Genomic DNA, 25,280 nt, shown 5'->3' with positions numbered 1-25,280 from the left:
GATCGGCGCGGCGGCGCGAGCCGGTCGGCCGGAAACGGATTGGTGACGCGAGGGCATCACGTCATTCCAGGCCCTGCAGCCACATCTCCCAGAGCCGTTCGCCGATCATGCAGTCCGTGGGGGCGAGCGGCCCGCTGGCCTGCGCGGGTATCACCCGGGGCACCCGCCCCGCGATCTCCAGGATCAGCTTGCGGCGGATCGCCGAGACGAACTCGGATGGGTCGGTCACCGTCACGATGAAGGCGCCGAACCCGCCGATCACGCAATCCTCGTAGTACAGGTCGAGCTCGGCGACGTCGAAGAAGCCCGACGGCTGGCGCGGGTTCAGCATGATCGGCAGGCCGTTGATGACGATGCCCTGGTCCAGCACGCGGTCGCGGGCGAGCGCCACCGCCACGCCCTGGTTGTTCGGCCCGTCGCCGGACACGTCGATGACCCGGCGCGACCCGGCGAAGCCGCTGGTCTGGAACAGCGCGGCCGAGAACAGCAGGGCATCGGAGATCGAGGTCCGGCGCCTCGCGTCGTAGGGGGCGAACTCGAGGGCGCGCGACACGCCGTCGCCCGAGGCGGCGTCCTCGACCAGCATCCACGGCACCACCACGTGCTGCAGGCCGGCACCCGCCCATTCGACATAGGTGACGGCGATCCGCCCGATCGGACCCGACCGGATCGCGCGCAGCACCTCGGCGTCACGGAACGCGTTGACGTAGCCGGCGCGCTGCAGCGCCTGCTCGTGGGCATCCATCGAGCGCGACACGTCGACCGCCAGCACCAGTTCCAGGTCGACGGGGGTGCGGCCGGGCGGCGCGCCGGGCGCGACCTGGGCCTGGGCGAGGGCCTGGGGGCCCGGCCATGCCACGAGGGCCAGCAGGGCCCACAGCCATCCTCGAGGTCGCATCCGTCACCTCCGACGCAGCCCATGCCGGCCCCTGCGACGACTGTAGCAGACGGTCGGGTCCGCGTCGCAGCCCCGGCTCAGTATCCCAGCGCCGGTCTCACGCGATTGCGAAGCGGCCGCCCGGCCAGCAGCCGTCCCAGGTTGTCGAACACCAGGTCCAGGGTCTTCGGGACGTAGCTGACGTCGTCGTCGGACGAGACGTGCGGGGTCAGGATCAGGTTCGGCACGTCCCACAGCGGCGAACCTGCGGGCAGCGGCTCCGGGTCGTGGACGTCCAGGACGGCGCCGCCCAGCCGGCCGTCGCGCAGCCGCTCGGCCAGCGCGTCGACGTCGACCACCGGGCCGCGGCCGAAATTGACCAGCCCGGCGCCGGGCTTCATGGCGTCCATGGCGCGGCCGTCGATCAGGTGCCGGGTCTCCTCGGTCAGCGGCGTGGCGACGTGCACGAAATCGGCCTCGGCGAGCACCTCGTGCAGGCGGTCCGGCCCGACCATGCGGTCGACCGAGCGCCGGGGCCGGCCGCCGCGCCGCACCCCGAGCACCCGCAGCCCGGCACGCTTGAAGGCGCGGGCCGCGGCGTGGCCCATCTCGCCGACCCCGACCACCGCGACGGTCTTGCCGGCGACCGGGGTGGCGAACACCGGCGCCCAGCGCCGGGCGCGCTGGTCGGTGACGTAGGCCGGGATCCGGTTGTTCAGCATCAGCACCGCCATCAGCGCCGACTCCGCCGTCTTCTCGGCATGGACGCCGCGGTTGTTGGTCAGCACCACGCCGGGCGGCAGCCAGTCCAGCGGCCGCAGATGCTCGACCCCGGCGCCGATGATATGGATCCAGCGCAGGGCCGGCGCCCGTCGCCGGAGGTCCTCGGTCGGCAGGTCCCAGGTGACCAGGGCGTGCGCGGTCCGCATCGATTCCGAGAACCGGTCGAGGTCGAAGTCGATCAGGGTGTCGACCCGCCCGGCGACCTCGGGACGGCGCGCCGCCGCCTCGGCGACAAGCGCCTCGGTCATCCGGAAGATGTCCTCGCCGGCGCGATTGTTCTTGACGTGCAGCCGCACCCGTTCGAGACCGGACACCCGCATCCTCCCCACCGTGGCCGGCCATGCTAGGCCGCCGGGACGCGGTGCCGCAAACCACAAGAAGAACGCTGGCACAGCATGACCCGTCCCGCCGCCGCCCTCGCCAACGCCCCGGACCCGGCCGCGCCGGCCGCGCCGCCGCCCGACCGGCCGCTGCTGGGCATCGGGCTGATGCTGGCCTCGGTGGCGCTGCTGCCGGTGATGGACGGATTCGCCAAGTCGATGACCGAGGTGTTCGCGGCGGCCCAGCTGGTGTGGGCGCGCTTCCTGTTCCAGTCGATGCTGATCGTGCCGCTGGCGCTGGCCACCAGCCCGCGGGCCATGCTGCGGCCGATCCGGCTGCCGCTGCAGGTGGCGCGCGGCTTCGGCATCCTGTGCGGCACCTTCCTGTTCTTCGGGGCGATCCGCACCATGCCGATCGCCGACGCCCTGGCGTTGCTGTTCATCGCCCCGCTGATCGTCACCGCGCTGTCGCCCCTGGTCCTGGGCGAGGCGGTCGGCGTCCGCCGCTGGTCGGCGGTGCTGGTCGGCTTCGCCGGCGCCCTGGTGGTGCTGCGGCCCGGGCTGACCGTGCTGCAGCCGGGCGCCCTGCTGGCGCTCGGCGCCGGCGTCAGCTTCGCCGGCTACGTGCTCCTGACCCGACGGCTGAGCCATGCGGCGCCGCCGCTGGTCACCCTGGCCTGGACCTCGCTGGTCTGCCTGTCGGCGAGCAGCCTCGCGATGCCGATGGTCTGGGTGACGCCGGAGCCGGTCCAGCTTGCCAAGATGGCGGCCATGGGCATCATCGGGGCCGGCGGCCACTACCTGATGATCCGCGCCTTCGAGAAGGCGCCGGCGGCGCTGATCGCCCCGTTCGGCTACGCCGAGATCGTGACCGCGACGATCATCGGCTACTACTGGTTCGGCGATTTCCCGGACGGCTGGACCTGGGTCGGCATCGCCATCCTGGTCGCCAGCGGCATCTACATCTCGCTGCGCGAGCGGGTGCGGCACGGAGCGTGACCGGGAGGCGCGGAAACCGCGGGGTATGCCGCTGTGGACAACCATGGCATCGTTGATGCATGGGATGTACGCGTGACGATTTGGGAGCCGCACTTCGGCTTCCTTCGGTGAAAGCAGAGCGCGCGGTGCCGCGGCGGGGGATGGAGGCGAATGCCCGAGAAGATCGACTTCTCCAAGGTGAGCTTCCTCGTCGTCGACAGGAGCCCGCTGTCGGGCCAGCTGATCCGCGACATCCTCCACGTCCTGGGGGCCACCGCGATCCGGATCGCGGGGTCGGTGGAGCATGCCTGCAAGGAGCTCCGGCGCTCGCCGGCCGACGTCATCATCACCGACTATCACCTGGTACCGGAGAACGGGCTGGTCCTGATCGACTGGGTCCGGAACTCGCCGGAATCGGACGACCGCATGGTCCCGATCATCATGCTGACCGCCAATTCCGAGGAGGACTACGTGGTCAAGGCGCGTGACATGGGAGTCACCGAGTTCCTGGCGAAGCCGTTCCACGTGGAGGGGCTGTACCGGCGGCTGGTGGCGGTGATCGCGCGGCCGCGGGCCTTCGTGAGCGCCGAGGGCTATTTCGGGCCGGACCGGCGGCGCCGCCAGGTGCCGTATACCGGGCCGGACCGGCGCCGGACAGACAGCTGAGGCGGCACCGTGGCGCGACGTCCCAAGATCATTCCGCCCCGTGCCGACCTCAAGCAGAAGGCGGTCAACTTCCGCGACGGCTTCGACCTGCGGCTCACGCCCGAGGTGGTCCGCAAGCTCGAGGAGGTGGTCCACAAGTCGCGCGACGCGTTCACCGCGGACATCGCCGAGCGGCTGGTGGCCATGCGGCGCCTGCTGCGCGAGTCGCGGCCGGAGCCGGAGCAGCAGCGGGCGATGATCGCGGAGATCTACGACAACTCGCTGGAGATCAAGGGGGCCGGCGGGACCATCGGCTACGATCTGCTGAGCCAGATCGGCAAGTCTCTCAACGATTTCGTCTCCGGACTGGAGACGCTGGAGGATCGTCAGGCACGCGTCGTCGGGCTGCACATCGATGCGCTGTACGCCGTGCTGGCGAACCGCATCACCGGCCGCGGCGGCATCGTCGAGAGCGCGATCGTGCAGGCATTCGGCGAGGCCCGCCGCAAGTTCCGGGCGGAACCGGGCGACGGGGAGCCGGCGGACGGCCATGAGCGAGAAGCATGACAGCGGTCCGCGGCTGCATTATCTATTCGAGGTCGGACAGGTGTCGGACGGGGCGAGCATGACCGAGATCGATGGGCGGGACCGCCAGGCCCTTGGACTGCTTTCGGAGACCGTCACTGCCGAACTCGGTCCGGCCAGCGTGGTCGCGCGCGAGGTCAACCGGGCCTACAAGTCGGGCCGGCAGGCCGATCTGCGCACCGCCAGCGCGGCTTTCGACGCCCTGCCGGGGTGGCAGCGCGACCGGATCGGGGGCGACGCGGCGCGGCGCGCCAGGCGCCTGAAGGCCCGGTTGCTGCAGGGCACGGCCCGCGACTGGCGGGAGCTGCCGGGCGGCGACGAACGGATCACGATCCCGACACCGCCGCGCTTCCTTCGCCCGAAGCCCCAGCGCTGACCGGCGAAGCGATCTGTGGCTGCCATGGTTTCGCCGCGTTGGCATTTTAAAAACAACGGCTTTCGTCTATAGTGAGTGGAATGGCCGGTGTGCCGTCGGGCGACGGTATCGCGGACACGCCGGCAGCTTTTCAGTGATGTGAGTGGCGATCCGGTGATCGCTCTCGAAGAGGAAACACGGCATGCGCGGCAGGACACAGGCTCCACGCCCACAGCCCTCGATCATTGAGCACTTCGCGAAGGAGTTCGCGAAGTTCCTCAACAACGTCCAGAACAACGAGGTCGACATCCTCGGCTCGTTCCTGATCGAGAACGAGTGGGAGAAGTATCAGAAGGACGCCAAGGACGTCATCGAGTCGCTCGAACTCGCGGGCTTCGTGATCGTTCCGCAGATGCCGAGTGACGCGATGGTCGCGGCGGCCGACCAGACCCTGTCGAAGGGGTTGATGGGCTCGGGCTCGCGGACCTATGTCACGGCGGTCTGGAACGCCATGATCGCGGCCTGGCTGGATAGCCGGAATTCCAACCTGATCCTGGACATCTTCTCGATGGCGCTGTCGCGCGCCTCGAACCCGGGCTCGCGGCGCGATTCCTCGATGTTCGACGCGTCGTTCCAGCGGTTCCGCAAGCAGAGCCAGGACATTCTCGGCGGGCTCGAGAAGACCGGGCTGGCCGTGGTCCCGGACGAGCCGGCGCCGATCATGGTGTCGGCCGGCGTCGCCGAGACCGCCGAGCACCGCTCGCGGACGAACCAGCAGATCGGTGCCGACCCGGCCTATATCGCCAAGCTCTACGAGAACATGCTGGTGGCGCGGCCGAAGTGAGCGTCCTTCGGGGCTCGCCGCGGGGCGGCGGGCACCTCAGGATGACAGAATAACAATCGCTTCGGTCATTCGCTCCCCCGTCCTGAGGTGCCGCACGACGTGCGGGCGCGAAGGGTCAGCCCGCCGGCTTGCGACGGTAGGCCGAGGCCAGCAGGGTGACCGCCTGCTTGTGGCGCACGCTGCCTTGCGGCGGCGCCCCGACCGTACGGGTGCTCGCCATCGACTGGCCGTTGCGGGAGCCGATCGCGGCGAGCAACTCGGCTTCGCGGATCGGCTTGCGCTGCCGCCCGACCTGGGTCTGCGGCGCCACCACGCGCTGGACAGCGAGGGCCGCAAGGTTGCCCAGCAGGGGCGCGGTCAGGGCCTTGTAGAGCTTGGCGTCCGCTTCCGCCCAGACCCGCAGCAGGAGGCTTGCCTCGTGGCGGTTCCCGTCGGTTGCGTCGAGCGCCTCCTGGGCCTTGGCCCTTACGTATTCCTGTCCGCGCGCCATCGTCGATACCCGTCGCCATTCCCTGATGCTAGGCTACCAGACTTGGCGGGAATCCGCCACGTCGGGGCTGGATTCCGGCGACGGCCGGGACCATCTGCGATGTTAACCATCTAACCGGAGGTCAGCCATGGCCGCTGCGTCCCGGTTCCCGCGCCTGCTGTTCCTGGCTTTCTGCCTGACGTTTCTGCCGCTGTCCGCGAATGACGGGACGGCGGCGGCCGCGCGCCCGGCCGACTCCGTGGTGACCGTGGCGGCGCGCGTGCCCGCGGACTCCCGGACCGCGGATTCGCTCGGCACCGAGCGGCGCGGCGGCGGCGTCGTCATCGACCAGGGCGGGCTGGTCCTGACCATCGGCTACCTGATCATGGAGGCGATCGAGGTGACGGTGGCCGACAGCGGCGGTGGCCCGGTCCCGGCCGAGATCGTCGCCTACGACCACGACACCGGCTTCGGCCTGCTGCGGGCCCTGCGGCCGCTGCGCAGCACGGCGGCCCGGCTCGGCAGCGCCGACCGCCTGGTCGCCGGGCAGCGCGCGGTGGCGGCGGCCCCCGGCATCAGCGGGCAGACCCTGGTGGTCGGTCGCCGGAGTTTCGCCGGCGGCTGGGAATACCTGCTCGAGGAAGCGCTGTTCACGACGCCGCCGATCCCGAATTTCGGGGGCGCCGGGCTGTTCGATGCCGAAGGCCGGCTGGTCGGCATCGGCTCGCTGATCGTCGGCGACGCCGCCGGCGACGGGGTCGGACCGCCCGGCAACATGTTCGTGCCGATCGACCTGTTGCCGCCGATCCTCTCCGACCTGCTCGCCTTCGGGAAGTCCACCACGCCGGCCAGCCCTTGGATCGGCCTGTATCCGGAGCCGGCGAACGGCGCGCTGGTCGTGGCCCGGGTATCGCCCGGCGGGCCGGCCGCCGCCGCCGGGATCCGCCCGGGCGACGTGATCCTGGGGATCGGCGACCAGCCGGTCCGGCGGATGGAGGCGCTGTGGCGCGGGGTCCGGGCGCTCGGCCCGGCCGGGGTCGAGGTGCCGCTGAAGATCCTGTCGGGCGGCGCGGTGCGCGATGTGACCGTGAAGTCGCGCGACCGGCGCGGCTGGCTGCGCCTGGACCGGACCTACTGACCCGACCGGTCAGCCTGCGGCGCGCTGCTCGATCTCGGCGGCCAGGGCGTCGGGGATCACGATTCCCTGCGGCGCGGCGGCCCGCCTGGCGAGGCGGCTGTCGCCCGGCAGCCGTGTGCCGGGCTGCTTGAGGATCTCCGCGAACATCTCCTCGGCACGGGCGGCGGTGCCGGCACCGCCGCCGAAGGCCGCGGGGTCGATCACCAGGATCAGGTGGCCGATCGACGGCGGCGCACCGGTCGGCTCGAAGAAGGACGAGCCCTGGTAGCCGAAGTTCGAGCCGGTGAGCGCCCCGCACAGCAGTTCGACCATCAGGCCGAGGGCCGCGCCCTTGGCGCCGGCGGTGCGGCCGCCGAGCGGCGCCATCGAGCCGACCAGCGCGACCTTGGGGTCGGTGGTGACCCGGCCGTCGGCATCGAGCGCCCAGTCGTCGGGGATCGGCTCGCCGGCCTTGGCGGCCAGCACCACCTTGCCGCGGGCCACCGTCGACACCGACAGGTCGATCACCAGGGGCGGGCGCTTCCCGCCGTCCGGGCCGTCGGCGCGCGGGCAGGCGAAGGCGATCGGGTTGGTGCCGTACAGCGCCGTCGCCCCGCCCCAGGGCGCGATCGCCGCCGGGGTGTTGGAGAAGGCGAGCGCCATCAGCCCCCGGCTGGCGGCGTCCTCGACATGGTGGCCGGCGACCCCGAAATGGTGGCTGTGCTTGATGCCGATGGCGACGATCCCGGTCTCGCCGACGATGCCGGCGGCGGTCTCCAGGCCGAGCCGGATCGCCGGGAACGCGAAGCCGATCCGGGAATCGATGTCCAGCACGGCGGCCGCGGTGCGGGTCACCGTCGGCTCGGCGAAGCCGTCGACCTTGCCGTTCATCGCCTGCTCGGCGTAGGGCGGCACCCGGGCGACACCGTGGCTGGAGATGCCGTCGGCCTCGGCCCGGACCAGGGCCTCGGCCACCATCCGGGCGATGGCGGGCGCCACCCGGCTGTTCTCGAAGACGCGGGCGATGAGGTCGGTGAGGTCGGCGGGGCTGTAGCGCGGCACGGACTGATCCGATCGGGACATCGCGGCGGGAACCCCGTCGATAGCCCGGCCGTTGCCGCCGTGGCAAGCCGGCCGGGCGTCTTCCGTCAGTGGCCCGAGGCGGGTCTCGCCTTCGGCCGGTTGTTGGACCGCTCCCAGGCATCGGCGGTCGCGAGCATCTGCTTGAACGCCTCGCCGTTCTTCAGCAGTTCGGCCTTCAACTTCGTGTCGATCGACTTCGGGTCGTCGTAGTCGTCCACCGGCATCTTGTCCGCCCGCACCTCGTCGAGCACCGCGTCGATCGCCGCTGCGGCATGATAGGGGGTCTGCAGCAGGGTCAGCTTGTTCATCTTCCGATGGCCCTCCGGCTGATGGCAGACCGTGCAGTCGGCGTCCCGGAAATTGATCGCCATCTTGCGGTAGCTGTCGTCGAGGGCGGCAAGATTCGGGTTGTCCTGGCTGTACATCTCCGAAAACAGCGTGACGACCGGCTGCGCGCCGCCGCTGTTGTCGCGCCACATCCATTCGCCCAGGAAGTACGGGTGCTCGACATGCTCGTAGGGCCCGCGGTTCTCGTCCGAGCCGACGTCGGCGCGATAGGCGAACACCACCTTGCCGTCGTTGTTCATGCGGAACCGGATCTCGTTCGCCTTCTCGTAGGCCAGCCACTTCGCCGGGGCGTGCCAGAACGGGTAGGGATAGCGTCCGGCCGGCAGCTTGTTGCGGAAGTAGGCCTGCACGCCGACCGTGGTCAGGCCGTCCGGGGCCTGCTGGACCCGGACCTTGCCCGTATACATGTAGAGCGACATGTACATGTCCTGGAACAAGTCGCCCCGGAACACCGAGGTCTTCTTGTCCTTCAGCCAGTGCTTGGTCGACTGCTGCCCGCCGAACAGGATGAAATCGGTCCGCATGCCGGCCTCGATCCCGGTGCCGATGCCACGGCGGCAGGCGTCGTGCGCGGCGATGTCGCCCGGATCGGCCATCGGGCAGGACTTCGCGAGCGATGCCCCCAGTCCCGCGGCGAAGGCGTTGACGTCGAACGAGGTCTCGGCGCGCCCGGAGCCGGGGGCGAAGACCACCAGCGCCGCCAGCACGGCGACCCCGCCGCGCCAGCGCCGTGGCAGGATCGAGTGCAGCACGGCGTCCTTGCGGATGATCGAATGGTAGACGATCGCCGCCGCGGCGTGCAGCAGGATCAGCGCCAGGAGGGCGTACACGACGACCTGCTTCCAGCCGTAGATCGCCATGGCGAGCGGCCGGTCGTAGTAGATGACGCTCGGCATCTCGATCCAGGAGATCCCGAACGGATGCACGTCGATGGCCTTGGCCTCGAGGTAGAGCCAGCCCAGGACCGGTGCGGTGAGCAACAGGGCGTAGAGCGCCATGTGGGCCGCCTTGGCGCCGAGCCGCAGCAGGATCGGTTCGGCGGTGCCGTGGTCCGGCGCCCGGCCGCGAAGAGCGCGCCACAGAATCCGCAGGACGACCAGCGCGAAGACCGCGAACCCGAGCGACTTGTGCAGCTCGATCGACCCCTTCACCACGCCCGGCGCGAGGGCCAGCGCGAACATTGCCAGGACAAGCAGGAAGGTTATCCAATGGAAGGCGATGCTGACGGCGTCATAGGACTCCGCGGCGCCATCGGCCTGCGTCGGGCGCATGGTTCTCTCCGTTGCGTCGTTGATACCCGACGCCCCAGGGAGTGGGCGGCGGTCGAACACCCAGGTGATGCACGACCCTGACCGTCGGACACGCCACCCTCCCGCAGTGACGGATCCGCCATTACATTCGGGCCAGATCGGGGCCTTGGCAATCGGGTTCTTCGGGCGTGGGCCGGCGGTTCAGAGCGCGAGTGCCGGGGTCCGGCCGTCGTGCTCCAGTTCCCAGCAGGCCGTCCAGGCGGTGCCGGTGCGTTCCAGCACCAGGTAGTTGCGTTGACCGGTGTAGATCCATCGCCGGCCCGGCAACGGCCGAAGCCGGATCGGCCGGTTCTCGAGCGGATCCTCGCCGAGGGCGGCCAGCAGGCCGAGGCCGGCGGAATAGCCGGCCGGCGGTGCGGGATGGGCGATCCCCGAGGCGACCAGCTGGTGCAGGACGCTGCCGTCGCCGAACGCCATTTCGCCGCGCGTCGCCAGATGGATCTCGCCGGACAGCGCCGTCACGCCGCGGCCGCGCTCGACCGCCTCGCGCTCCAGGGTCCGCAGCAGCCGGCGCCACTCGGCGCGGTGACTGCGGCTCTGCCACTGGTCCCGCAGGTCGTCCTTGTACTTGGCGATTCCGGGCAGCGCTCCGATCAGCCACTCGACCCAGCTCAGCCGCGGTCCGAGCAGCGGCACGGTCGACATCAGCAGAAGCCGCTCGCCGTCGCTCGCCGTCGCCAGCCAGCCCTCGAGCGCGGCCCAGCCGGCCGGTCCCATGACCCGGTCCGGCCGGCGCTCCGACCGCAGGTCCGGGGCGACCACGGTGAATCCGGGGAACGCCGCGCCATAGCCGAGGGTGCCGCCCATGGCATCGGCCTCGTCGGGCGACCGCGCCAGCTGGAACAGCGCGAAAGCCGCGCGCGCGGCGGCGAACAGGCCGCGGCCGACCGGGCTGTCCAGGGTTCGCGACGGGTGGCTGCCCCAGCCGTCGACGATGTCGTGGTCGTCCCACATCATCAGCGACGGCACCCGGGCGCACAGCGCGGCGATCCCCGGCTGTTCGAACAGCGCCAGATAGCGTTCGAAGTAGAAGCGCTCGGCGGTCTCCCGCATCGCGACGGTGTAGGGGTGCCGGTCCTTGTCCCGGACCGGAGCGTTCCACCACCGCCGCAGCCCGGGGTCGGCGTCGAGCACCTCGTCGGCATAGAGCTGGTCGCCGCCCTGCAGCAGCAGGCCGAACGGGCGGCTGGCGTTCTCGCGGGCCAGGCGCTCCCACATGGCGTTGCGCTCGTCGACCGGGCGGCGCAGGTCGCCGTTCTCCTGGCCGTTGCAGGAGACGAAGGCGATGCGCAGGTCGCCGGACAGGTCGGCCGCCACCGGAAACACCTGCGGACCGAGGCGATAGGTCGCATCCGCCCGTGCCGGCAGCGCGAAGTCGTAGCGCCAGACGATCCGCCCGAACCGGCCGTCCAGCCGGACCGGCGGAACCGGGTCGGCGCCGTCCGGGATCAGTACCGGCGCCGCCTCGCGGTCCCCGGTGACCAGCAGTGCGGCCAGCTGGAAGGCCCGTCGGTCGCAGCCGCGGGCGAACAGGATCGGGCCGACCGTGGGGTGTTCAGCCATGGTTGCGCCGGCCCGAGTCGCACCGGGTGGCCAGGCGCGATCCTGGCGGCGGCGGCACCTGTTCGGTATATCCGACGGGACGACGGAAACAGGTGTTCTGTCGCGCGAAGAGCGTTAGGCTGCGCGCTTCATTTTCGATTGGTCTCACAGCCCCACCAACTGCATGGGAGGAAGATCCATGGCTCTCCAACTCGGCGATACCGCCCCGGATTTCACCGCCGACACCACCGAAGGTACGATCAACTTCCACGAGTGGATCGGCGACGGCTGGTGCATCCTGTTCTCGCATCCGAAGGACTTCACGCCGGTCTGCACCACCGAGCTCGGCTACATGGCCAAGCTGAAGCCGGAGTTCGACAAGCGGAACGTCAAGATCCTGGCGGTCAGCGTCGATCCGGTCTCCGACCACCATGTCTGGGTGAAGGACATCCAGGATACCCAGGGCATTCTGCCGAACTATCCGATCGTCGGCGACCAGGACCGCAAGGTCGCCACCCTGTACGGCATGATCCACCCGAACGCGCTGGACAGCCTGACCGTGCGGACGGTGTTCGTGATCGGTCCGGACAAGAAGATCAAGCTGACCCTGACCTACCCGGCCAGCACCGGCCGCAATTTCGACGAGGTACTGCGCGTGGTCGACTCGCTGCAGCTCACCGCCAAGCACTCGGTGGCGACGCCGGTGAACTGGCAGCAGGGCGGCGAGTGCATCATCGTGCCGTCGCTGAACGACGAGGCCGCCAAGGCGAAGTTCCCCGGCGGCTGGCGGACCGAAAAGCCGTATCTGCGCTACGTCCCGCAGCCGAAGTGACCTGAGGCGATCTCGCCGGGGAAGGGTTCCGTTCGCGGGCAATTCCCGGCCCGGCCGGTCCGGTCACGCCCGGACCGGCCGCGGCCCGGCGAACAGCCAGATGAGCAGGCCCAGCACGGGCAGGATCAGGATCAGCAGGATCCACAGGACCTTGCCGCCGGTGGAAGCGGAACTGCCGACGACGCTGACGATCGCCCAGATATCCAGCGCCAGCAGGATCAGCCCGAACAGGCCGCTCACCTCGATTCCCATCAGTCCCTCCTGAACAATTGCCGATCGACGGTACGGCAACGTCCCGCCCGACGATGCGTTCCGGGCTGCAATCCGGCCGGGCCGAGCTATTCGGGCGGCACGGTGCGGCGGGCATCCAGCAGGACTGCGGCCGGCCCCAGCATGTGCCGGGCCACCGAAACCATCGGGGGAGCGTCGCCGGAGGTGGACAGCAGCTCGCACAACGCCCGTTCCGCCGCCAGTCCCGGATCGCGTCCGTAGCCCAGCATCGCCAGCAGTTCCGACAGGCTCGCCTCGTCGAGGTCGCGATAGTCGGCGGCCTTGTCGAGTTCGGCCCGCGGCAGGCGGTGGTTCCGCAGCAGCAGGATCGCGGATGCCGTCGGCTCCGAGTTCGGATCGTAGAGCGCGTTGCCGGCGAACACGCCGCCGGCCAGGTTTCCGGGCAGCGTCGGCAGGTGGAACGCCATGAAGAAGCTGGCGCCGTTGACGTCGCATTTCAGCGTCACCTGGCCGGTTCGCCCGTCCTCGATGCCGCCGCCGGTGAAGCCGATCAGCCGACCCAGGACGTTTTCCCGGTAGTCCGCCGTCAGGCCGCCGCCGGGCTGGACGTCGAAGGCGATGCTGCCGCACAGCAGGCGCCCGCGCTGCGTCGGCGACCAGGACAGCGACAGCGCCATGAAGCTGCCGCGCAGCAGGGCGCCGTTGCGCCAGGCGGCAGCGACCTCGGCCTCCGGCGCCGGGGGTGCCGCCGGCTGCCGACCGAAGGAATCCAGGAGCTGGTCGGGGAGGGAGAGCCGTTCGCCGAGCACCCGCGCGAACTCCTCGAGGCTGCTCGTCATGATGAAGTGCGGGCCTTCGGCGAGCCCGAGGGCGCCGGCCCAGTCCTCGAACAGGCCGAAGTTCCGCGGCGAAGACCGCCCGCTCTGCCAGTTGTAGCTGTTCTGCAGGGTCATCACGGTGTTCGGATTGACCCGCTCGAAGGCGGCGCAGAGTTCCTTGCGGGTCAGGCAACCGAGGGCGATCGATGTCAGCTCGAGTTTTCTGGCGATGTCGATCGTCTGCCGCATCCGTCCCCCGACGAACGATTCCTCCGACCCGACCGCGGCGGATCGAAACCTGTGTGTGCCTTCGGTATCGCTGCAAAAGGCAGCAAGGACTTACGAATCTCTACGGGAAACAGCCAAAAAAAGCGAATCACTAAACCGGACAGGCCCTGTCGCGCCCACCATAGTCGGCGCGAGGCCGGAATCCGCAAGGCTAGGAGTCCGGCCGGAATCCGGAGGAAGCCATGTCGCAGGACAACCCTGGAACCGGTGCGCGCGCGACGCGCGCCATCGAACGCGGCACGGCGCTGCGAAGCCGGCCGCCGCTTCCCCATGGTCGCGTCGATGCCCGCCGGCGAGGCATCGCCCTCGCGGCCGCGTGAATGCCACCGCGTGAACGCCAAGGCGGAGACATGATCGACCTTCTTGGCAAGCCGGCCGGGCCGGCGTCCGGGCTCATCCGGTGGATCGCGGCCGGCGCGAGTCTGCTGCTCTGGTCCGGTTCCGCCGTCCCCGCCTGGGCACAGAACCGCGTGGTCGAGGACGTCGTCGTCGAGCAGTCGCGGATCATCGAGCGCTTCTCGCCGCCGCCGGTCAAAGGCTCGGCGAGCCTGCGGGTCCCGACGCTGGAGGAGCGGATTCCAGCCGAGCTGGCGGCCCAGCGCAGCTTCGTGCTGCGCAACATCAGGATCGAGGGCGCGACCGAGCTGACGCCGGACGACCTGCGGCCGCTCTGGGCCGGCCTGGTGGGACGCGAGATCCCGGTCGCCGATCTGTTCGCGCTGACCGCCCGGATCGAGCAACGCTACCTGACGGCCGGGATCCTGACCGTGGCGACGGTTCCGGTCCAGGATCTCGCGGACGGCGACGTCCGGGTGGTGGTCTTCGACCAGTCCTTCATCCGAACCGTCGAGACCAGGGGCGACGATCCGCGCCTCCGAAGGCGCCTCGATCCCTACATCGCCGAACTGGTCGCGATGCAGCCGCTGCGGATCAGGCGGATCGAGCGGATACTGCTGCTGATGAGCGATATCGCCGGCATGAACATCGAGGCGAGCCTGCGCCGCCCGGAGGTTCCGGGCAACGGGGGCAGCCTCACCCTGGACATCGCGTTCGCGAAGCGCGTGATCCGGGTCTCGCTCGACAACCGCGGGACCGACGAAGTCGGCCCGGTCCAGGCGTTCGGGACCTACCAGGAGAACGATGTTCTGGGGCTGTTCGAATCCACCACGCTGACCGGCGTGACGATCCCGAACCAGCCGCGCGAGCTGCTGTTCGGCCAGTTGGCCCAGGACCTTCCGGTCGGCGGCGACGGCCTGCATGTGGGCTACCGTCTGGACGCCGCCAGCTCGCGGCCGGGCGGCGAACTGGACAGCCTCGACGTGGAGGTCGCGTCCTTTACCGGCGAGGTCTACGTCTCCTACCCGGTGCTGCGGACCATTGCGCACAGCCTCTGGACCAATGTCGCGCTCACGGCGCGCAACACCGACGTCGACATCGGCGGACAGACCCAGTCGCGCGACCGCTACCGCTGGCTCTCGGCCGGCGTGGCGAGCGAGCACGACCTCGGCATCGGGGCGCTCGACCTGCGGGCCGAATACCTCCAGGGGATCGACCTGCTCGACGCGACGGACGAGGGCTCGGCGCTCGCCAGCCGAACCGCGGCGGAGACCGAGTTCCAGGCGGCGACCGCCGGGGCGGCGTTTTCCGCGGACCTGTCCGAGCGGGTCGGCCTGGTCGCCAGCCTCGCCGGGCAGTATGCCTTCGGGCCGCTGCCGGGCGAGGTCCAGCTCTCGTTCGGCGGCGAGCCCTATGGCCGGGCATTCGACAACGGTACGGCCTCGGGCGATTCCGGGATCCTGGGGTCGCTCGAACTGGCGGTCGACACGGGTGCCCCGGTCGACATCGTCCTGGCCTCCGCCGTTTACGGCTTCGTCGATTACGGGGCCTTGTGGTTCCGGGGCGGCGATCGCGACGACGGGCGCACGACCATCGGGTCGGCCGGTCTGGGATTTCGCGCCGTCCTCGACGGCGGTTTCGCGGTCGACACCACCCTGGCGGTGCCGATCGACACCGGTGACGCCGAGGACCCCGGGGCCCGGGTGTTCCTGTCGCTGAAGAAGCGGTTCTGACCCGATGCCGACCGGGCGCCGATTTTCATGCTGGAGACTGACAATGCAATGCTTCCGCCGGTCGTTCGCCACCCTGACGGCTACCGCCTTGCTGGCGGCCGGGCCGGTCGGCCCGGTGTCCGCCCAGACCCCGGGCGCGCTTCGCCCGACGCCGCCGGCCTTCGTTCCGCCGCTGCTGACCGAGCAGATGGTCGACGGCGCGGTCGCCGGGCTCGACGGCCTCGTCGAGGCAGCGATGGCGAGAACCGGCGTGCCGGGCGTCGCCGTGGCCGTGGTCTACCGCGACCAGGTGGTCTACGCGCGCGGCTTCGGGGTGCGCGAGGCCGGTCGGCCGGAGCCGGTCGACACCGACACCGTGTTCCTGCTGGCCTCGGTGTCGAAGCCGATCGCCTCCACCGTCGTCGCGACGGTGGTCGGGCGCGGCCTGATGGACTGGAACGAGCCGATCCGAAAGCATTTCCCGGCGGCGGCGCTGTCGGATCCCTATGTCACCGCCCATGTCAGCGTCGCCGACCTGCTGTCGCATCGCTCCGGGCTCTACACCGCGGCCGGCGATCTGCTGGAGGATCTCGGATACGACCGGGACTACATCCTGTCGCGCCTCGACCGGCAGCCGCTCGACCGGTTCCGGGCGAGCTACCACTACAGCAACTACGGATACACCCTGGGCGGCGAGGCGGCGGCCCGTGCCGCCGGCACGACCTGGGAGGACCTGGCCGACAAGGCGCTCTTCGAGCCCCTGGGCATGACGCGGTCGAGCTACCGCCACGCCGACTATCTGGCGCACCGGAATCGGGCGAGCATCCACGTCAGGGTCGGAGACATGTGGGTGGCGAAGCACGACCGTCAGCCCGACGCCCAGGCCCCGGCGGGCGGTGCCAGCGGGTCGATCGCCGACGTCGCGCAGTACCTCCGCCTGCAGCTCGGCGGCGGTACCGTCGACGGCAGGACGCTGGTCGATCCGGCGGCGCTGGCGGTCACCCACGCGCCCCATGCGATGCCCGGGCTACCGCGGACCCCGCTCAGCCGGCCCGGCTTCTACGGGCTCGGCTGGAACGTCAGCTACGACGATCTCGGCCGGCTCGAGATCGGGCATGCCGGGGCGTTCTATCTCGGGACCTCGACCTTCGTGGACCTGATCCCCGGCGAGCAGCTCGGGATCGCCGTGCTGACCAACGGCCAGCCGATCGGGGTGCCGGAAGGGATCGCCAAGAGCTTTCTCGACATCGCCCGGAACGGCACCCCGACCGTCGACTGGTTCGGCCTGTTCGGGTCGATCTTCCAGGCGATGTTCGCCGCCGACATGGCGGCGTTCGACTACACGCCACGCCCTGCCACCGCGCGGCCGCCGCTCGCCCTGCCGGAGTATGTCGGCCGCTACGACAACGGATACTACGGCGCGCTCGACGTCTCGCTCGACGGCGATCGCCTGACGATGACCCTGGGACCGCAATCGGCCCGGACGAGCTTCTCGCTCACGCACTACGACGGCGACACCTTCACCTTCGTGCCGCCGGGCGAGAACGCCAGCCTGATAGCCGGCGTCGGTTTCCGGCTGGACCCGTCCGGAGGCGTATCCGAGGCCGTCATCGACTTCTACGACCGCAACGGGCTGGGGACCTTCGTCCGCAGCGTGTCCCGCTAGGCCGGGATCGCGGTGAGCCACGACCTGGAGGAGACAGCATCATGAGACTCGGATCCACCACCCTGGCCCTGGCCCTGATCGTCGGGTCCTGGATGTCGCCGGTGCAGCCTGCAGCGGCCACCGAGAACCTGGATGCCGTGCTGCTGCCGGTGCAGCAGGAGTTCCGCATGCCGGGTATCGTGGCGGCGGTCGCCAAGGGCGGCCGGATCGTCGGCGCCGGTGCCGCCGGCCTGCGCGCCCTCGGCTACGACCGCCCGGCGACCGTCGAGGACCGGGTCCATATCGGCTCCGACGGCAAGGCGATGACCGCGCTGATCGCCGCCATGCTGGTGGAGAAGGGCAGGCTGCGCTGGGACTCGACCATCGGCGAGGTCCTGGGTCCGCTGGTGCCGGGGATCTACCCGGCGCTCGCCAAGGTCCGGCTGGAGCAGCTGCTGTCGCATTCCAGCGGCATCCCGTCCGACACCCCCGCGATGATGGACATCTATTTCAACACCGACGCCTTCGACCACGAGTCCGCGACCCTGCGGCTGCGGGCGCTCGAACGCTGGAAGAACAACATGCCGGTGGTGCCCGAGGGCTCGCCGTTCCAGTACTCCAACTTCGGCTACATGATGGCCGGCGCGATGATCGAGGCGGCCAGCGGCGAGCCCTGGGAACGGCTCATCCGCGAGCGGATCTTCGACCCCCTGAATCTGGGCTCCGCCGGGCTGGGGGCGACCCTGACGCCCGGGCGGATCGACGCCATGGCCGGCCACCTGCCGAAGCCGGACGGCACCGCCGAGCCGCGGCTGTGGGGGACCGGCGCCGACATGCCCTCGCTGCTCGGACCGGCCGGCACCGTGCACATGTCGATCCTCGACTTCGCGCGCTGGGGCGCCTGGGTGGCCGGCGGCGCCAGGCGCGGGCCGGCGCTGGTCAAGCCCGAGACCCTGGCCTACCTGATGGCCGAGAAGGTCCGCACCCCGAGCCGGCCGAACCCGCCGCCGGGGACGCCGGCGGAGGGCGGCTACGCCTTCGGGTGGAGCCTGGAGAAGTTCGACTGGGCCGACCGCGATCTGGTGACCCACAACGGTTCGAACGGCATGAACCTGGCGAAGATCCTGATCGACATCGAGAAGGACATCGCCGTGGTCGTGGCGGTCAACATCGGCGGTCGCGCCGCCGATCTGGCGGCCGGCAAGGCGATGGGGCTGCTGTACACCCGGTACCGCTGACCGGGCAGGGCGCCGGGCCGGTCACAGCCCGGCCTCGGCGCCGCCCTTCAGCTTGACCGGGATCGTGAGGTAGTGGACGCCGTTGGCGTCGGCGGGCGGGAACCGGCCGGCGCGGATGTTCACCTGCACCGACGGCAGCAGCAGCTTCGGCGTCGACAGGGTGGCGTCGCGTTCGGTCCGCATGGCCACGAACTCGTCCTCGCTGACGCCGTCGTGGACGTGCCGGTTGCCGGCGCGCTCGGCGGCGACGGTGGTCTCCCAGGCATATTCGTCGCGGCCCGGCGCCTTGTAGTCGTGGCACATGAACAGCCGGGTCTCGGGGGGAAGCGCCAGCACCCGCTTGATCGAACGGTACAGGGCGCGGGCGTCGCCGCCCGGGAAATCGGCGCGGGCGGTGCCGTAGTCCGGCATGAACAGGGTGTCGCCGACGAAGGCGGCATCGGCGATCCGGTAGGTGACGCAGGCCGGGGTGTGCCCGGGCGTGTACAGCACCTCGGCCTCGATCTCGCCGATCCGGAAGCGCTCGCCGTCGGCGAACAGATGGTCGAAGTCGCTGCCGTCGGTCTTCAGGTCGGCGGCGTTGAACACCGGCCGGAACAGCTTCTGGACGTCCCTGATGTGCTCGCCGATGCCGATCTTCGCGCCGGTGTGCGCCTTGATGTAGGGCGAGCCGGACAGGTGGTCGGCATGGGCATGGGTCTCGAGGGTCCAGACGATCTTCCAGCCCGCCGTCTCCGCGGCCCGCAGGATCGCCCGCACCGATCTGGTGTCGGCCTCGCCGGAGCTGTGCTCGTAGTCGAGCACCGGATCGATCACCGCTGCCTGGCCGGTCGCCGGGTCGGCGACCAGATAGCTGATGGTGTTCGTCGGTTCGTCGAAAAACGCATGAATCACGGGCTTGCCGCTCATCGTCTCACCTCCGCTCTGACCGGTGCATTGAACACCCTTGACAGATACATAAGCAACTTCCAATTAAGTGATGTCTTAAATAGAGACCGCAATGCCCAAGACCGAATTTGATCCCGAGATTCTGGAACGCAAGGCCGCGGAGGTCGCCGGCGTGCTGCGGGCGATCGCCAACGCCCGGCGGCTGACGATCCTGTGCCGGCTGGTCGAGCAGGGCGAGGCCACGCCGACCGCCCTGGCCGCCTCGGTGGGGCTGTCGCAGCCGGCCCTGTCGCAGCATCTCGCCAAGATGCGCGCCGAGGGGCTGGTGAGCTATCGCCGGGAAGGCCAGACGCTGTGGTACCGGATCGCCGATCCCCGGCTCGAGCGGCTGTTCGCCGTCCTGCATGACGAGTTCTGTGCAACCGATACGACTGCCACGGAGGAGTGACACCATGGCGCTTGCAACGATTTCCGCGACCGAGGCGCGTCGCCTCCTCGACGACGGGGCGGTGCTGGTCGACGTCCGCGAGGCCGACGAGCATGCCCGCGAGACCATCCCGGGCGCCCGCAACCTGCCACTGTCGCGGCTCGACGAGAGCGAGCTGGCGGTGCCGGAGGGCCGGGCGGTGGTGTTCCACTGCCGCAGCGGCGCCCGCACTCGGGCGAACGCCGGCGACCTGGCGGCCCGGGTCGGCGAGGGCTGCGAGGCCTATCTGATCGACGGCGGACTCGACGCCTGGAAGAAGGCCGGGCTGCCGGTCGCCGTCGACCGCGGCCGGCCGCTGGAACTGCAGCGCCAGGTCCAGATCGGCGCCGGCGGCCTCGCGTTCCTCGGCACCTTGCTCGGCATCCTGGTCTCGCCCTGGTTCCTGGCGGTCCCGCTGTTTGTCGGTGCCGGCCTGCTGACCGCCGGTGTCACCGGCTTCTGCGGCCTGGCCAGGGTGCTGGTGCATGCGCCGTGGAACCGCTCGACCTATGCCGGGTCGGGCACGACCCGGACCGCCTGACCCACTGCCTGACCGCCCGGCCGCCGGCCCGGGTCGCCGTCGTCGCACGGCGCCGCCATCCATCGACTGCAGGGCTCCTCCGATGGCCACTCTCACGCTGCTCCAGGACGGGCTGGGGCTGGCTTCCGGTTCGCTCGTCGGGTTCACGCTGGGCCTGGTGGGCGGTGGCGGCTCGATCCTGGCGGTGCCGCTGATGATCTATCTGGTGGGCGTCACCGACGCCCATGTCGCGATCGGCACCAGCGCCGTCGCGGTAGCGGCGAATGCGGCGGCCAGTCTCGCGACGCATGCCCGCCAGGGCACGGTGAAGTGGCCCTGCGCGTCGGTGTTCGCCGCCGCCGGGGTGGTCGGCGCCCTGGCCGGCTCGACCCTGGGCAAGATGGTCGACGGCCAGAAGCTGCTGGCGCTGTTCGCGGTCCTCATGATGGTGGTCGGCGCGTTGATGCTGCGCCGGCGCGACGGGACGGGCGATGCCGGGGTCCGGCTGAACCGGGGCAACCTGCCGAAGCTGCTGGCGGTCGGCTCGGGCGCCGGCGCGCTGTCCGGGTTCTTCGGGATCGGCGGCGGCTTCCTGATCGTGCCCGGCCTGCTGGCGGCGACCGGCATGCCGATCCTGAACGCGGTCGGCTCGTCGCTGGTGGCGGTCACCGCCTTCGGCCTGACCACCGCCGGCAACTACGCCGCCTCGGGCAAGCTGGACTGGGTCCTGGCGGCGCTGTTCATCGTCGGCGGTATCGCCGGCGGCCTGCTCGGCAGCCGGTTCGCGCGCATCCTGGCCGGCCGGCGTGGCCTGCTGAACACGGTCTTCGCGACGCTGATCTTCGCGGTCGCGGGCTACATGCTGGTCCGCAGCCTGGGCGTTCTGTGAGACCCGGTCAGCGGCCCAGGAATCGGCGGAGCCGGGACGCCAGTGGTCGGGCCGCCAGCGGTCGGGCCGCCAGCGGTCGGGCCGCCGGAGGGGCACGAAGGATGGCGGGCTCGTCGGCGCGGTCGGCTTCGCCGACCGGGCGGGTCCCGAACCAGTGCCCGATCGGCCGGCCGGTCCGGACGTCCCGGCGGTCGGGCCGGTCGTAGCGGTTCAGGAACGGATCCGAGCTGAGCGGCGCGTAGTAGGCGCAGCCCTCGAAGTAGTAGTGGGTGACCTGGCTGTAGCGGGTCCGCGTCCGGTCCAGGATCGGGTCGCCGCCGTGATACAGGTTGGCGGCCCAGACGATGCCTTCGCCGCGATCCATCAGCGCCAGCTGCTTGTGCAGGCCGTGGGCACGGATCATCGCCTGCAGCATGTCGCAGTAGATCTCGTAGTTCTGCTCGATGCTGGCCTCGTCTCCCAGCAGCCCGAGGTCGTTCAGGTCATAGATCGGCAGCCGGTGCGAGCCGGGGAAGTAGTGCAGGGGCCCGTTGCGCTCGTCGACCGGCTCCAGGGCGATCCACACCCCGCACATGAAGCGTCCCGGGCGGCTGGAGAAGTGGAGCGAGTCGGAGTGGGTCTCCTGCTGGGTGCCGACCCGGAAGCTCAGGGTCTGGAACGGCACCGCCGGCCGGCCGTAGAGCAGTTCCAGCAGGTCCATCACCTCGGGCAGGGACGCCAGCCGGCGCACCGCCTCGACTTCGGGCCAGGCATCCTGCACGCGGATGCCGTTCGAACTCGACCAGTCGACGCCGGCGATCGCGGCGTCCGCGAGCTCGTCGAACGCCGGGTCGGTGACCCGGAACTTCAGGAAGCCGTCGCGGGCGAACTGTCGGACCAGCCCGGCCTGCCGGTCCGACAGGCCGTCCTCGGCGATCAGCTCTTCCACCAGCGGGTTCTCGGCGCGCGGCAGCTCCAGCCGACGGGCGACGCTGAGATTGTCCGCGAAGCTGCCGGGAATCGGTTCGCCGCTCTCGGCGAACTGCACGGACAGGCGGAACTTGGCGAGGCCGGGCGGCGCCGGGATCTCGAAGCCGTAGCGCCCGTCGCCGATCCCGTGCCCGGCCAGGTCGTCCCGCTGCAGGTCGGCCGTGGCCCGGACGACGTCCTCGCCGTCCGCCCGGACCACCACCTCGACCCGCAGTTCCGGTCGGTCGGGCCGGCAGGCCCAGCCGTGAATGACCCCTTCGAACAGGCCGTCCACGTTCCCCGTAAGCGCCATCCCTCAGCCCCATCGAAGCGGTCTCAGGCGCTCCGGTAAAGTTTCCCCAGCACCAACTCAAGATGACCGCGGGCTTCGACGACCGTCAACCGCCTGTTGCAGGCCCGGATCATGACGTCGATCAGGGCGCTTCCGGTCGCCCGAGTTGGAATACGCCGTGGCCGGTGGCAGGATCCAAGTCCCGGTCCACCGCGGGTTTGAACCGAAAGATGAATCTCCTGGTGAACGGTTCCGTTCGTTCCGTCGAGTCTCCACCCGACAAGCCCCTGTTGTGGGTGCTGCGGGAAGATCTCGGCCTGACCGGCACGAAATACGGCTGTGGCATCGGCCGGTGCGGCAGCTGCATGGTGCACCTGGACGGTGTGGCGGTGCCCTCCTGCATGCTGCCGCTCGCCGCCGCGGAAGGGTTGGCCGTGACCACGATCGAGGGCGTGGCCGCCGGCGGCCGGATCACGATGGTGCAGCAGGCCTGGCTCGACCACGGGGTCTCGCAATGCGGCTACTGCCAGCCCGGCATGATCATGGGGGTGCTGGCGCTGCTGGGCGAATCGCCAAGACCGAGCGCGGCGGGGGCGGCGGCGCGGTTGAACGTGCTATGCCGGTGCGGCACCTATCCGCGGGTTCTGAAGGCGCTCCGCGCCTTGCTCGGATCGTGAGCGGTATCGCCATGAACCGGCCGGCCAGCCGACGCTGGGTCCTGCTCGCCGGCGCGGCCTCCGGCGGCCTTGCCCTTGGCTGCTTCGGTGCAGCCGCGGCGGCGATCCCGGCCGACGGCGACGATCCGGGCGGTGGGGGCAAGGATCCGCCCGGACCGTGGGCCTGGATCCGGATCGCCGGCGACGGCGACATCGCCGCCTACTCGGCCTTCACCGAGATGGGCCAAGGCATCCACACCCTGGTCGCGACCATCGTCGCCGAGGAACTCGAGATCGAGCCGGCCGGCGTCGCCGTACTGCCGGCACCGGTCGCTCCGGGCTACGCCAACCCGTTTTTCGGCAGCCAGGTGACCGGCGGCAGTACGAGTGCGAGGGTGGCTCTCCCCGCCCTTCAGACGGCCGCGGCGGCAATGCGGACAATGCTGTTGACGGCGGCCGCCGAGCGTTGGCGGTGTCCGGTCGCCGACTGTGTCGCGGACGACGGTGCGGTCCGCAACGCCCGCACCGGGGCGGTGCTCGGCTACGGGGCCCTTGCCGCCGCCGCGTCGCGCCTGACGCCGCCGCAGGACGTGGCCGTGCGGCGGCCGGGCGCCTGGCGACTGCTCGGGCGTCCGCGACCGCGCGTCGACAGCCTGGCCAAGGTACTCGGCACGGCACGCTTCGGCATCGACGTCGAGGTGCCGGGCATGATGGTGGGTGCCGTCCTGAACGCGCCCGTCGCAGGCGGCCGCTTGCGCCGGGTCGACCCGGCGCCGGCGCTGGCGGTAGGCGGCACGACAGCGGTCGTCCCGCTCGAGGATGCGGTGGTGGTGCTGGCCAGGTCATTCTGGACGGCCGAGCGCGCGGCCGCTGCACTGCGCCCCGACTGGGATCGAAGCCCGCCTGCCGCTCTGGACAGCGCGGCGATCTCGGCACGGCTGAAGGGCGCTCTCGACGGGCCGGCGGTGGTCGCCGAAAGCACCGGCGACGCCGCGGCCGCAACCTCCCGCGTGGTCCGAACTCTCAGGCTCGACTACGAGGTTCCGCCGCTCGCCCATGCCGCGATCGAGCCGCCCAACGCCACCGTTCACGTCACCCCGGGCCGCGTGGCGGTCTGGGCGCCCACCCAGGCGCCAGGCGCAGCGCGTGCTGCCGTGGCGGCGGCCCTGGGACGCCCGGAAGCCGAGGTCGACATCCGCGCCACCCTCGCCGGGGGCAGTTTCGGCCGCAACCTGGACACCAGGGTGATCGTGCAGGCCGCACTGGCCGCCCGCGCCGCCGGCCATCCCGTCAAGCTGATCTGGCCGCGGACCCAGGACCTGCGCCACGACAACTACCGCCCGCCGGCGGCCTGCCGGATCGAAGCCGGCCTCGATCGCGACGGCGTCCCCGTGCGCTGGGAGCAACGCATCGCCGTACCCGACCTGCGGACGGCCAGCGATCCCTATCGCCATGGCGGGCAACCGCCCGCCGGCGCCGATCCCGAGGCCGTGGAGGGCGCGGTCGCCAACCCGTACGCCTTCGTGCATCGCCGCGTCGAGTGGAGCGACGCGGACGTCGGTCTGCCCGTGGGCTGGTGGCGCTCGGTCGGGCACAGCTTCAACGCCTGGTTCGTCGAGCATGCGATCGACGAGATCGCGCATCACTCGGGCCTGGAACCGGTGGCGCTGCGCCGGCGGTTGCTGCAAGCGGCGCCGCGTCAACTCGCGGTGCTCGACGCCGTGGCGGCGATGTGGCCCGCGCCGGCGGCCGATGGACGGTTCCGCGGGACCGCGATCCACACGTCGTTCGGCAGCGTGGTGGCGCAGTCGGTCGAGATCGCCCTGTCGACCGCCGGCCTGCGCGTTCATCACGTCAACTGTGCCGTCGACTGCGGCATCGCGCTCGATCCCGACGCCGTTGCCGCGCAGATGGAGGGCGGCATCATCTTCGGGCTGACCGCCGCGTTGCATGGCTCGGTCTCCGTGCGCCGCGGGCAGGTGCAGGAAGCCAATCTCGACGGGTACCGGCTGCTGTCGCTGGCCGACAGCCCGACCGTCGACGTGCACATCGTGTCGGGCACGACCGACCGGCAGGCGGCGGCGGATGCGCTCGGAGGCGTCGGCGAGGCCGGGGTGCCGCCCATTGCCCCCGCGGTCTGCAATGCCGTTCTCGCCGCCAGCGGTCGAGCGGTCCGGCGGCTGCCGATCCGGTTGCCTTGATTCCGCGGCGACCTTACCATCGCGGATGCCGAACACGGGTTCTGGGTCAACTTCCGGAGTTCGA

At 70.7% G+C, this 25,280-nt stretch carries 26 protein-coding genes; 16 read left to right on the top strand and 10 right to left on the bottom strand.

Annotated features, from left to right (window positions below):
• Positions 1-61 precede the first annotated feature (61 nt).
• Both RIC31_RS06655 and RIC31_RS06650 read right to left on the bottom strand, forming a co-directional pair.
• A complete protein-coding gene (locus RIC31_RS06655; protein ID WP_350104528.1) occupies positions 62-898 on the bottom strand; it encodes a DUF1194 domain-containing protein in 837 nt (278 codons plus the stop codon).
• Between the two features lie 77 nt (positions 899-975).
• Positions 976-1,974 (bottom strand): D-2-hydroxyacid dehydrogenase, encoded by a 999-nt coding sequence (locus tag RIC31_RS06650; protein ID WP_350104526.1) that lies wholly within the window; start codon positions 1,972-1,974, stop codon positions 976-978.
• 81 nt (positions 1,975-2,055) lie between these two features.
• Between RIC31_RS06650 and RIC31_RS06645 the strand changes: the two genes are divergently transcribed.
• The 5 genes from RIC31_RS06645 to RIC31_RS06625 all read left to right on the top strand — a co-directional run bounded on the left by RIC31_RS06645 (position 2,056) and on the right by RIC31_RS06625 (position 5,387).
• On the top strand, positions 2,056-2,979 hold the full coding sequence (locus RIC31_RS06645; protein WP_350104524.1) for a DMT family transporter: 924 nt from the start codon (positions 2,056-2,058) through the stop codon (positions 2,977-2,979).
• A gap of 150 nt (positions 2,980-3,129) precedes the next feature.
• Complete coding sequence (locus RIC31_RS06640) at positions 3,130-3,624, top strand: response regulator (protein WP_350104521.1); 495 nt, start codon at positions 3,130-3,132, stop codon at positions 3,622-3,624.
• Positions 3,625-3,633: 9 nt separating this feature from the next.
• On the top strand, positions 3,634-4,170 hold the full coding sequence (locus tag RIC31_RS06635; protein WP_350104519.1) for a transcriptional regulator: 537 nt from the start codon (positions 3,634-3,636) through the stop codon (positions 4,168-4,170).
• Between the two features lie 58 nt (positions 4,171-4,228).
• Complete coding sequence (locus tag RIC31_RS06630; protein WP_350104517.1) at positions 4,229-4,564, top strand: hypothetical protein; 336 nt, start codon at positions 4,229-4,231, stop codon at positions 4,562-4,564.
• A 181-nt stretch (positions 4,565-4,745) separates the two neighbouring features.
• Positions 4,746-5,387, top strand: a complete 642-nt coding sequence (locus RIC31_RS06625; protein ID WP_350104515.1) for a hypothetical protein — start codon at positions 4,746-4,748, stop codon at positions 5,385-5,387.
• A gap of 115 nt (positions 5,388-5,502) precedes the next feature.
• On the opposite strand, the gene RIC31_RS06620 is transcribed toward RIC31_RS06625, so the two are convergent.
• Positions 5,503-5,877: a hypothetical protein gene (locus RIC31_RS06620; protein ID WP_350104513.1), complete on the bottom strand. Its 375-nt coding sequence runs from the start codon at positions 5,875-5,877 to the stop codon at positions 5,503-5,505.
• Between the two features lie 127 nt (positions 5,878-6,004).
• On the opposite strand from RIC31_RS06620, the gene RIC31_RS06615 reads away from it, so the two are divergent.
• Positions 6,005-6,994 (top strand): S1C family serine protease, encoded by a 990-nt coding sequence (locus tag RIC31_RS06615; RefSeq protein ID WP_350104511.1) that lies wholly within the window; start codon positions 6,005-6,007, stop codon positions 6,992-6,994.
• A gap of 9 nt (positions 6,995-7,003) precedes the next feature.
• Here RIC31_RS06615 and RIC31_RS06610 read toward each other — a convergent pair whose 3' ends face one another.
• The 3 genes from RIC31_RS06610 to RIC31_RS06600 all read right to left on the bottom strand — a co-directional run bounded on the left by RIC31_RS06610 (position 7,004) and on the right by RIC31_RS06600 (position 11,277).
• Entirely contained in the window at positions 7,004-8,035 is a 1,032-nt protein-coding gene (locus RIC31_RS06610; protein WP_350104508.1) for an Ldh family oxidoreductase, read from the bottom strand.
• 86 nt (positions 8,036-8,121) lie between these two features.
• Positions 8,122-9,675, bottom strand: coding sequence for a cytochrome b (locus RIC31_RS06605; protein ID WP_350104506.1), 1,554 nt, complete (start codon positions 9,673-9,675; stop codon positions 8,122-8,124).
• Between the two features lie 180 nt (positions 9,676-9,855).
• Positions 9,856-11,277: an alkaline phosphatase D family protein gene (locus RIC31_RS06600; RefSeq protein WP_350104504.1), complete on the bottom strand. Its 1,422-nt coding sequence runs from the start codon at positions 11,275-11,277 to the stop codon at positions 9,856-9,858.
• Positions 11,278-11,455: 178 nt separating this feature from the next.
• Between RIC31_RS06600 and RIC31_RS06595 the strand changes: the two genes are divergently transcribed.
• Positions 11,456-12,088 carry a peroxiredoxin gene (locus RIC31_RS06595; RefSeq protein ID WP_350104501.1) on the top strand — a complete coding sequence of 211 codons (633 nt, stop codon included), beginning with the start codon at positions 11,456-11,458 and terminating at the stop codon, positions 12,086-12,088.
• Positions 12,089-12,151: 63 nt separating this feature from the next.
• Here the strand turns inward: RIC31_RS06595 and RIC31_RS06590 are convergent, their stop codons facing one another.
• Positions 12,152-12,340, bottom strand: a complete 189-nt coding sequence (locus tag RIC31_RS06590) for a PLDc N-terminal domain-containing protein (protein ID WP_350104499.1) — start codon at positions 12,338-12,340, stop codon at positions 12,152-12,154.
• Positions 12,341-12,426: 86 nt separating this feature from the next.
• Positions 12,427-13,386, bottom strand: a complete 960-nt coding sequence (locus tag RIC31_RS06585) for a hypothetical protein (RefSeq protein ID WP_350104497.1) — start codon at positions 13,384-13,386, stop codon at positions 12,427-12,429.
• 221 nt (positions 13,387-13,607) lie between these two features.
• On the opposite strand from RIC31_RS06585, the gene RIC31_RS06580 reads away from it, so the two are divergent.
• From RIC31_RS06580 to RIC31_RS06565, 4 genes are read left to right on the top strand one after another with little or no spacing between them, the layout of a single operon-like run.
• Positions 13,608-13,745, top strand: a complete 138-nt coding sequence (locus RIC31_RS06580; protein WP_350104495.1) for a hypothetical protein — start codon at positions 13,608-13,610, stop codon at positions 13,743-13,745.
• Positions 13,746-13,775: 30 nt separating this feature from the next.
• Positions 13,776-15,494, top strand: coding sequence for a ShlB/FhaC/HecB family hemolysin secretion/activation protein (locus RIC31_RS06575; protein WP_350104493.1), 1,719 nt, complete (start codon positions 13,776-13,778; stop codon positions 15,492-15,494).
• A gap of 43 nt (positions 15,495-15,537) precedes the next feature.
• A complete protein-coding gene (locus tag RIC31_RS06570; RefSeq protein ID WP_350104490.1) occupies positions 15,538-17,139 on the top strand; it encodes a serine hydrolase in 1,602 nt (533 codons plus the stop codon).
• Positions 17,140-17,180: 41 nt separating this feature from the next.
• Complete coding sequence (locus RIC31_RS06565) at positions 17,181-18,356, top strand: serine hydrolase domain-containing protein (protein WP_350104488.1); 1,176 nt, start codon at positions 17,181-17,183, stop codon at positions 18,354-18,356.
• Between the two features lie 21 nt (positions 18,357-18,377).
• Here the strand turns inward: RIC31_RS06565 and RIC31_RS06560 are convergent, their stop codons facing one another.
• Positions 18,378-19,265 carry an MBL fold metallo-hydrolase gene (locus RIC31_RS06560; protein WP_350104486.1) on the bottom strand — a complete coding sequence of 296 codons (888 nt, stop codon included), beginning with the start codon at positions 19,263-19,265 and terminating at the stop codon, positions 18,378-18,380.
• A gap of 91 nt (positions 19,266-19,356) precedes the next feature.
• On the opposite strand from RIC31_RS06560, the gene RIC31_RS06555 reads away from it, so the two are divergent.
• The 3 genes from RIC31_RS06555 to RIC31_RS06545 all read left to right on the top strand — a co-directional run bounded on the left by RIC31_RS06555 (position 19,357) and on the right by RIC31_RS06545 (position 21,119).
• Positions 19,357-19,692 (top strand): ArsR/SmtB family transcription factor, encoded by a 336-nt coding sequence (locus tag RIC31_RS06555; RefSeq protein ID WP_350104484.1) that lies wholly within the window; start codon positions 19,357-19,359, stop codon positions 19,690-19,692.
• Positions 19,693-19,696: 4 nt separating this feature from the next.
• Entirely contained in the window at positions 19,697-20,251 is a 555-nt protein-coding gene (locus tag RIC31_RS06550; RefSeq protein WP_350104482.1) for a rhodanese family protein, read from the top strand.
• A gap of 82 nt (positions 20,252-20,333) precedes the next feature.
• Entirely contained in the window at positions 20,334-21,119 is a 786-nt protein-coding gene (locus RIC31_RS06545; protein ID WP_350104480.1) for a sulfite exporter TauE/SafE family protein, read from the top strand.
• Between the two features lie 7 nt (positions 21,120-21,126).
• Here the strand turns inward: RIC31_RS06545 and RIC31_RS06540 are convergent, their stop codons facing one another.
• The gene (locus tag RIC31_RS06540; RefSeq protein WP_350104478.1) at positions 21,127-22,380 is read right to left on the bottom strand and encodes a phytanoyl-CoA dioxygenase family protein; all 1,254 of its coding nucleotides are present in this window, start codon (positions 22,378-22,380) and stop codon (positions 21,127-21,129) included.
• A 209-nt stretch (positions 22,381-22,589) separates the two neighbouring features.
• On the opposite strand from RIC31_RS06540, the gene RIC31_RS06535 reads away from it, so the two are divergent.
• Together RIC31_RS06535 and RIC31_RS06530 are read left to right on the top strand one after the other, a co-directional pair.
• On the top strand, positions 22,590-23,036 hold the full coding sequence (locus RIC31_RS06535) for a (2Fe-2S)-binding protein (protein ID WP_350104475.1): 447 nt from the start codon (positions 22,590-22,592) through the stop codon (positions 23,034-23,036).
• 11 nt (positions 23,037-23,047) lie between these two features.
• Positions 23,048-25,216, top strand: a complete 2,169-nt coding sequence (locus RIC31_RS06530; protein WP_350104473.1) for a xanthine dehydrogenase family protein molybdopterin-binding subunit — start codon at positions 23,048-23,050, stop codon at positions 25,214-25,216.
• The last annotated feature ends 64 nt before the right edge of the window (positions 25,217-25,280 follow it).

The organism is Thalassobaculum sp. (genome assembly GCF_040219615.1).
Taxonomy (GTDB): Bacteria; Pseudomonadota; Alphaproteobacteria; order Thalassobaculales; family Thalassobaculaceae; genus Thalassobaculum_A.
Note: the sequence above shows the minus strand (reverse complement) of the source record. Positions and strands in the feature narration are given on the sequence as shown.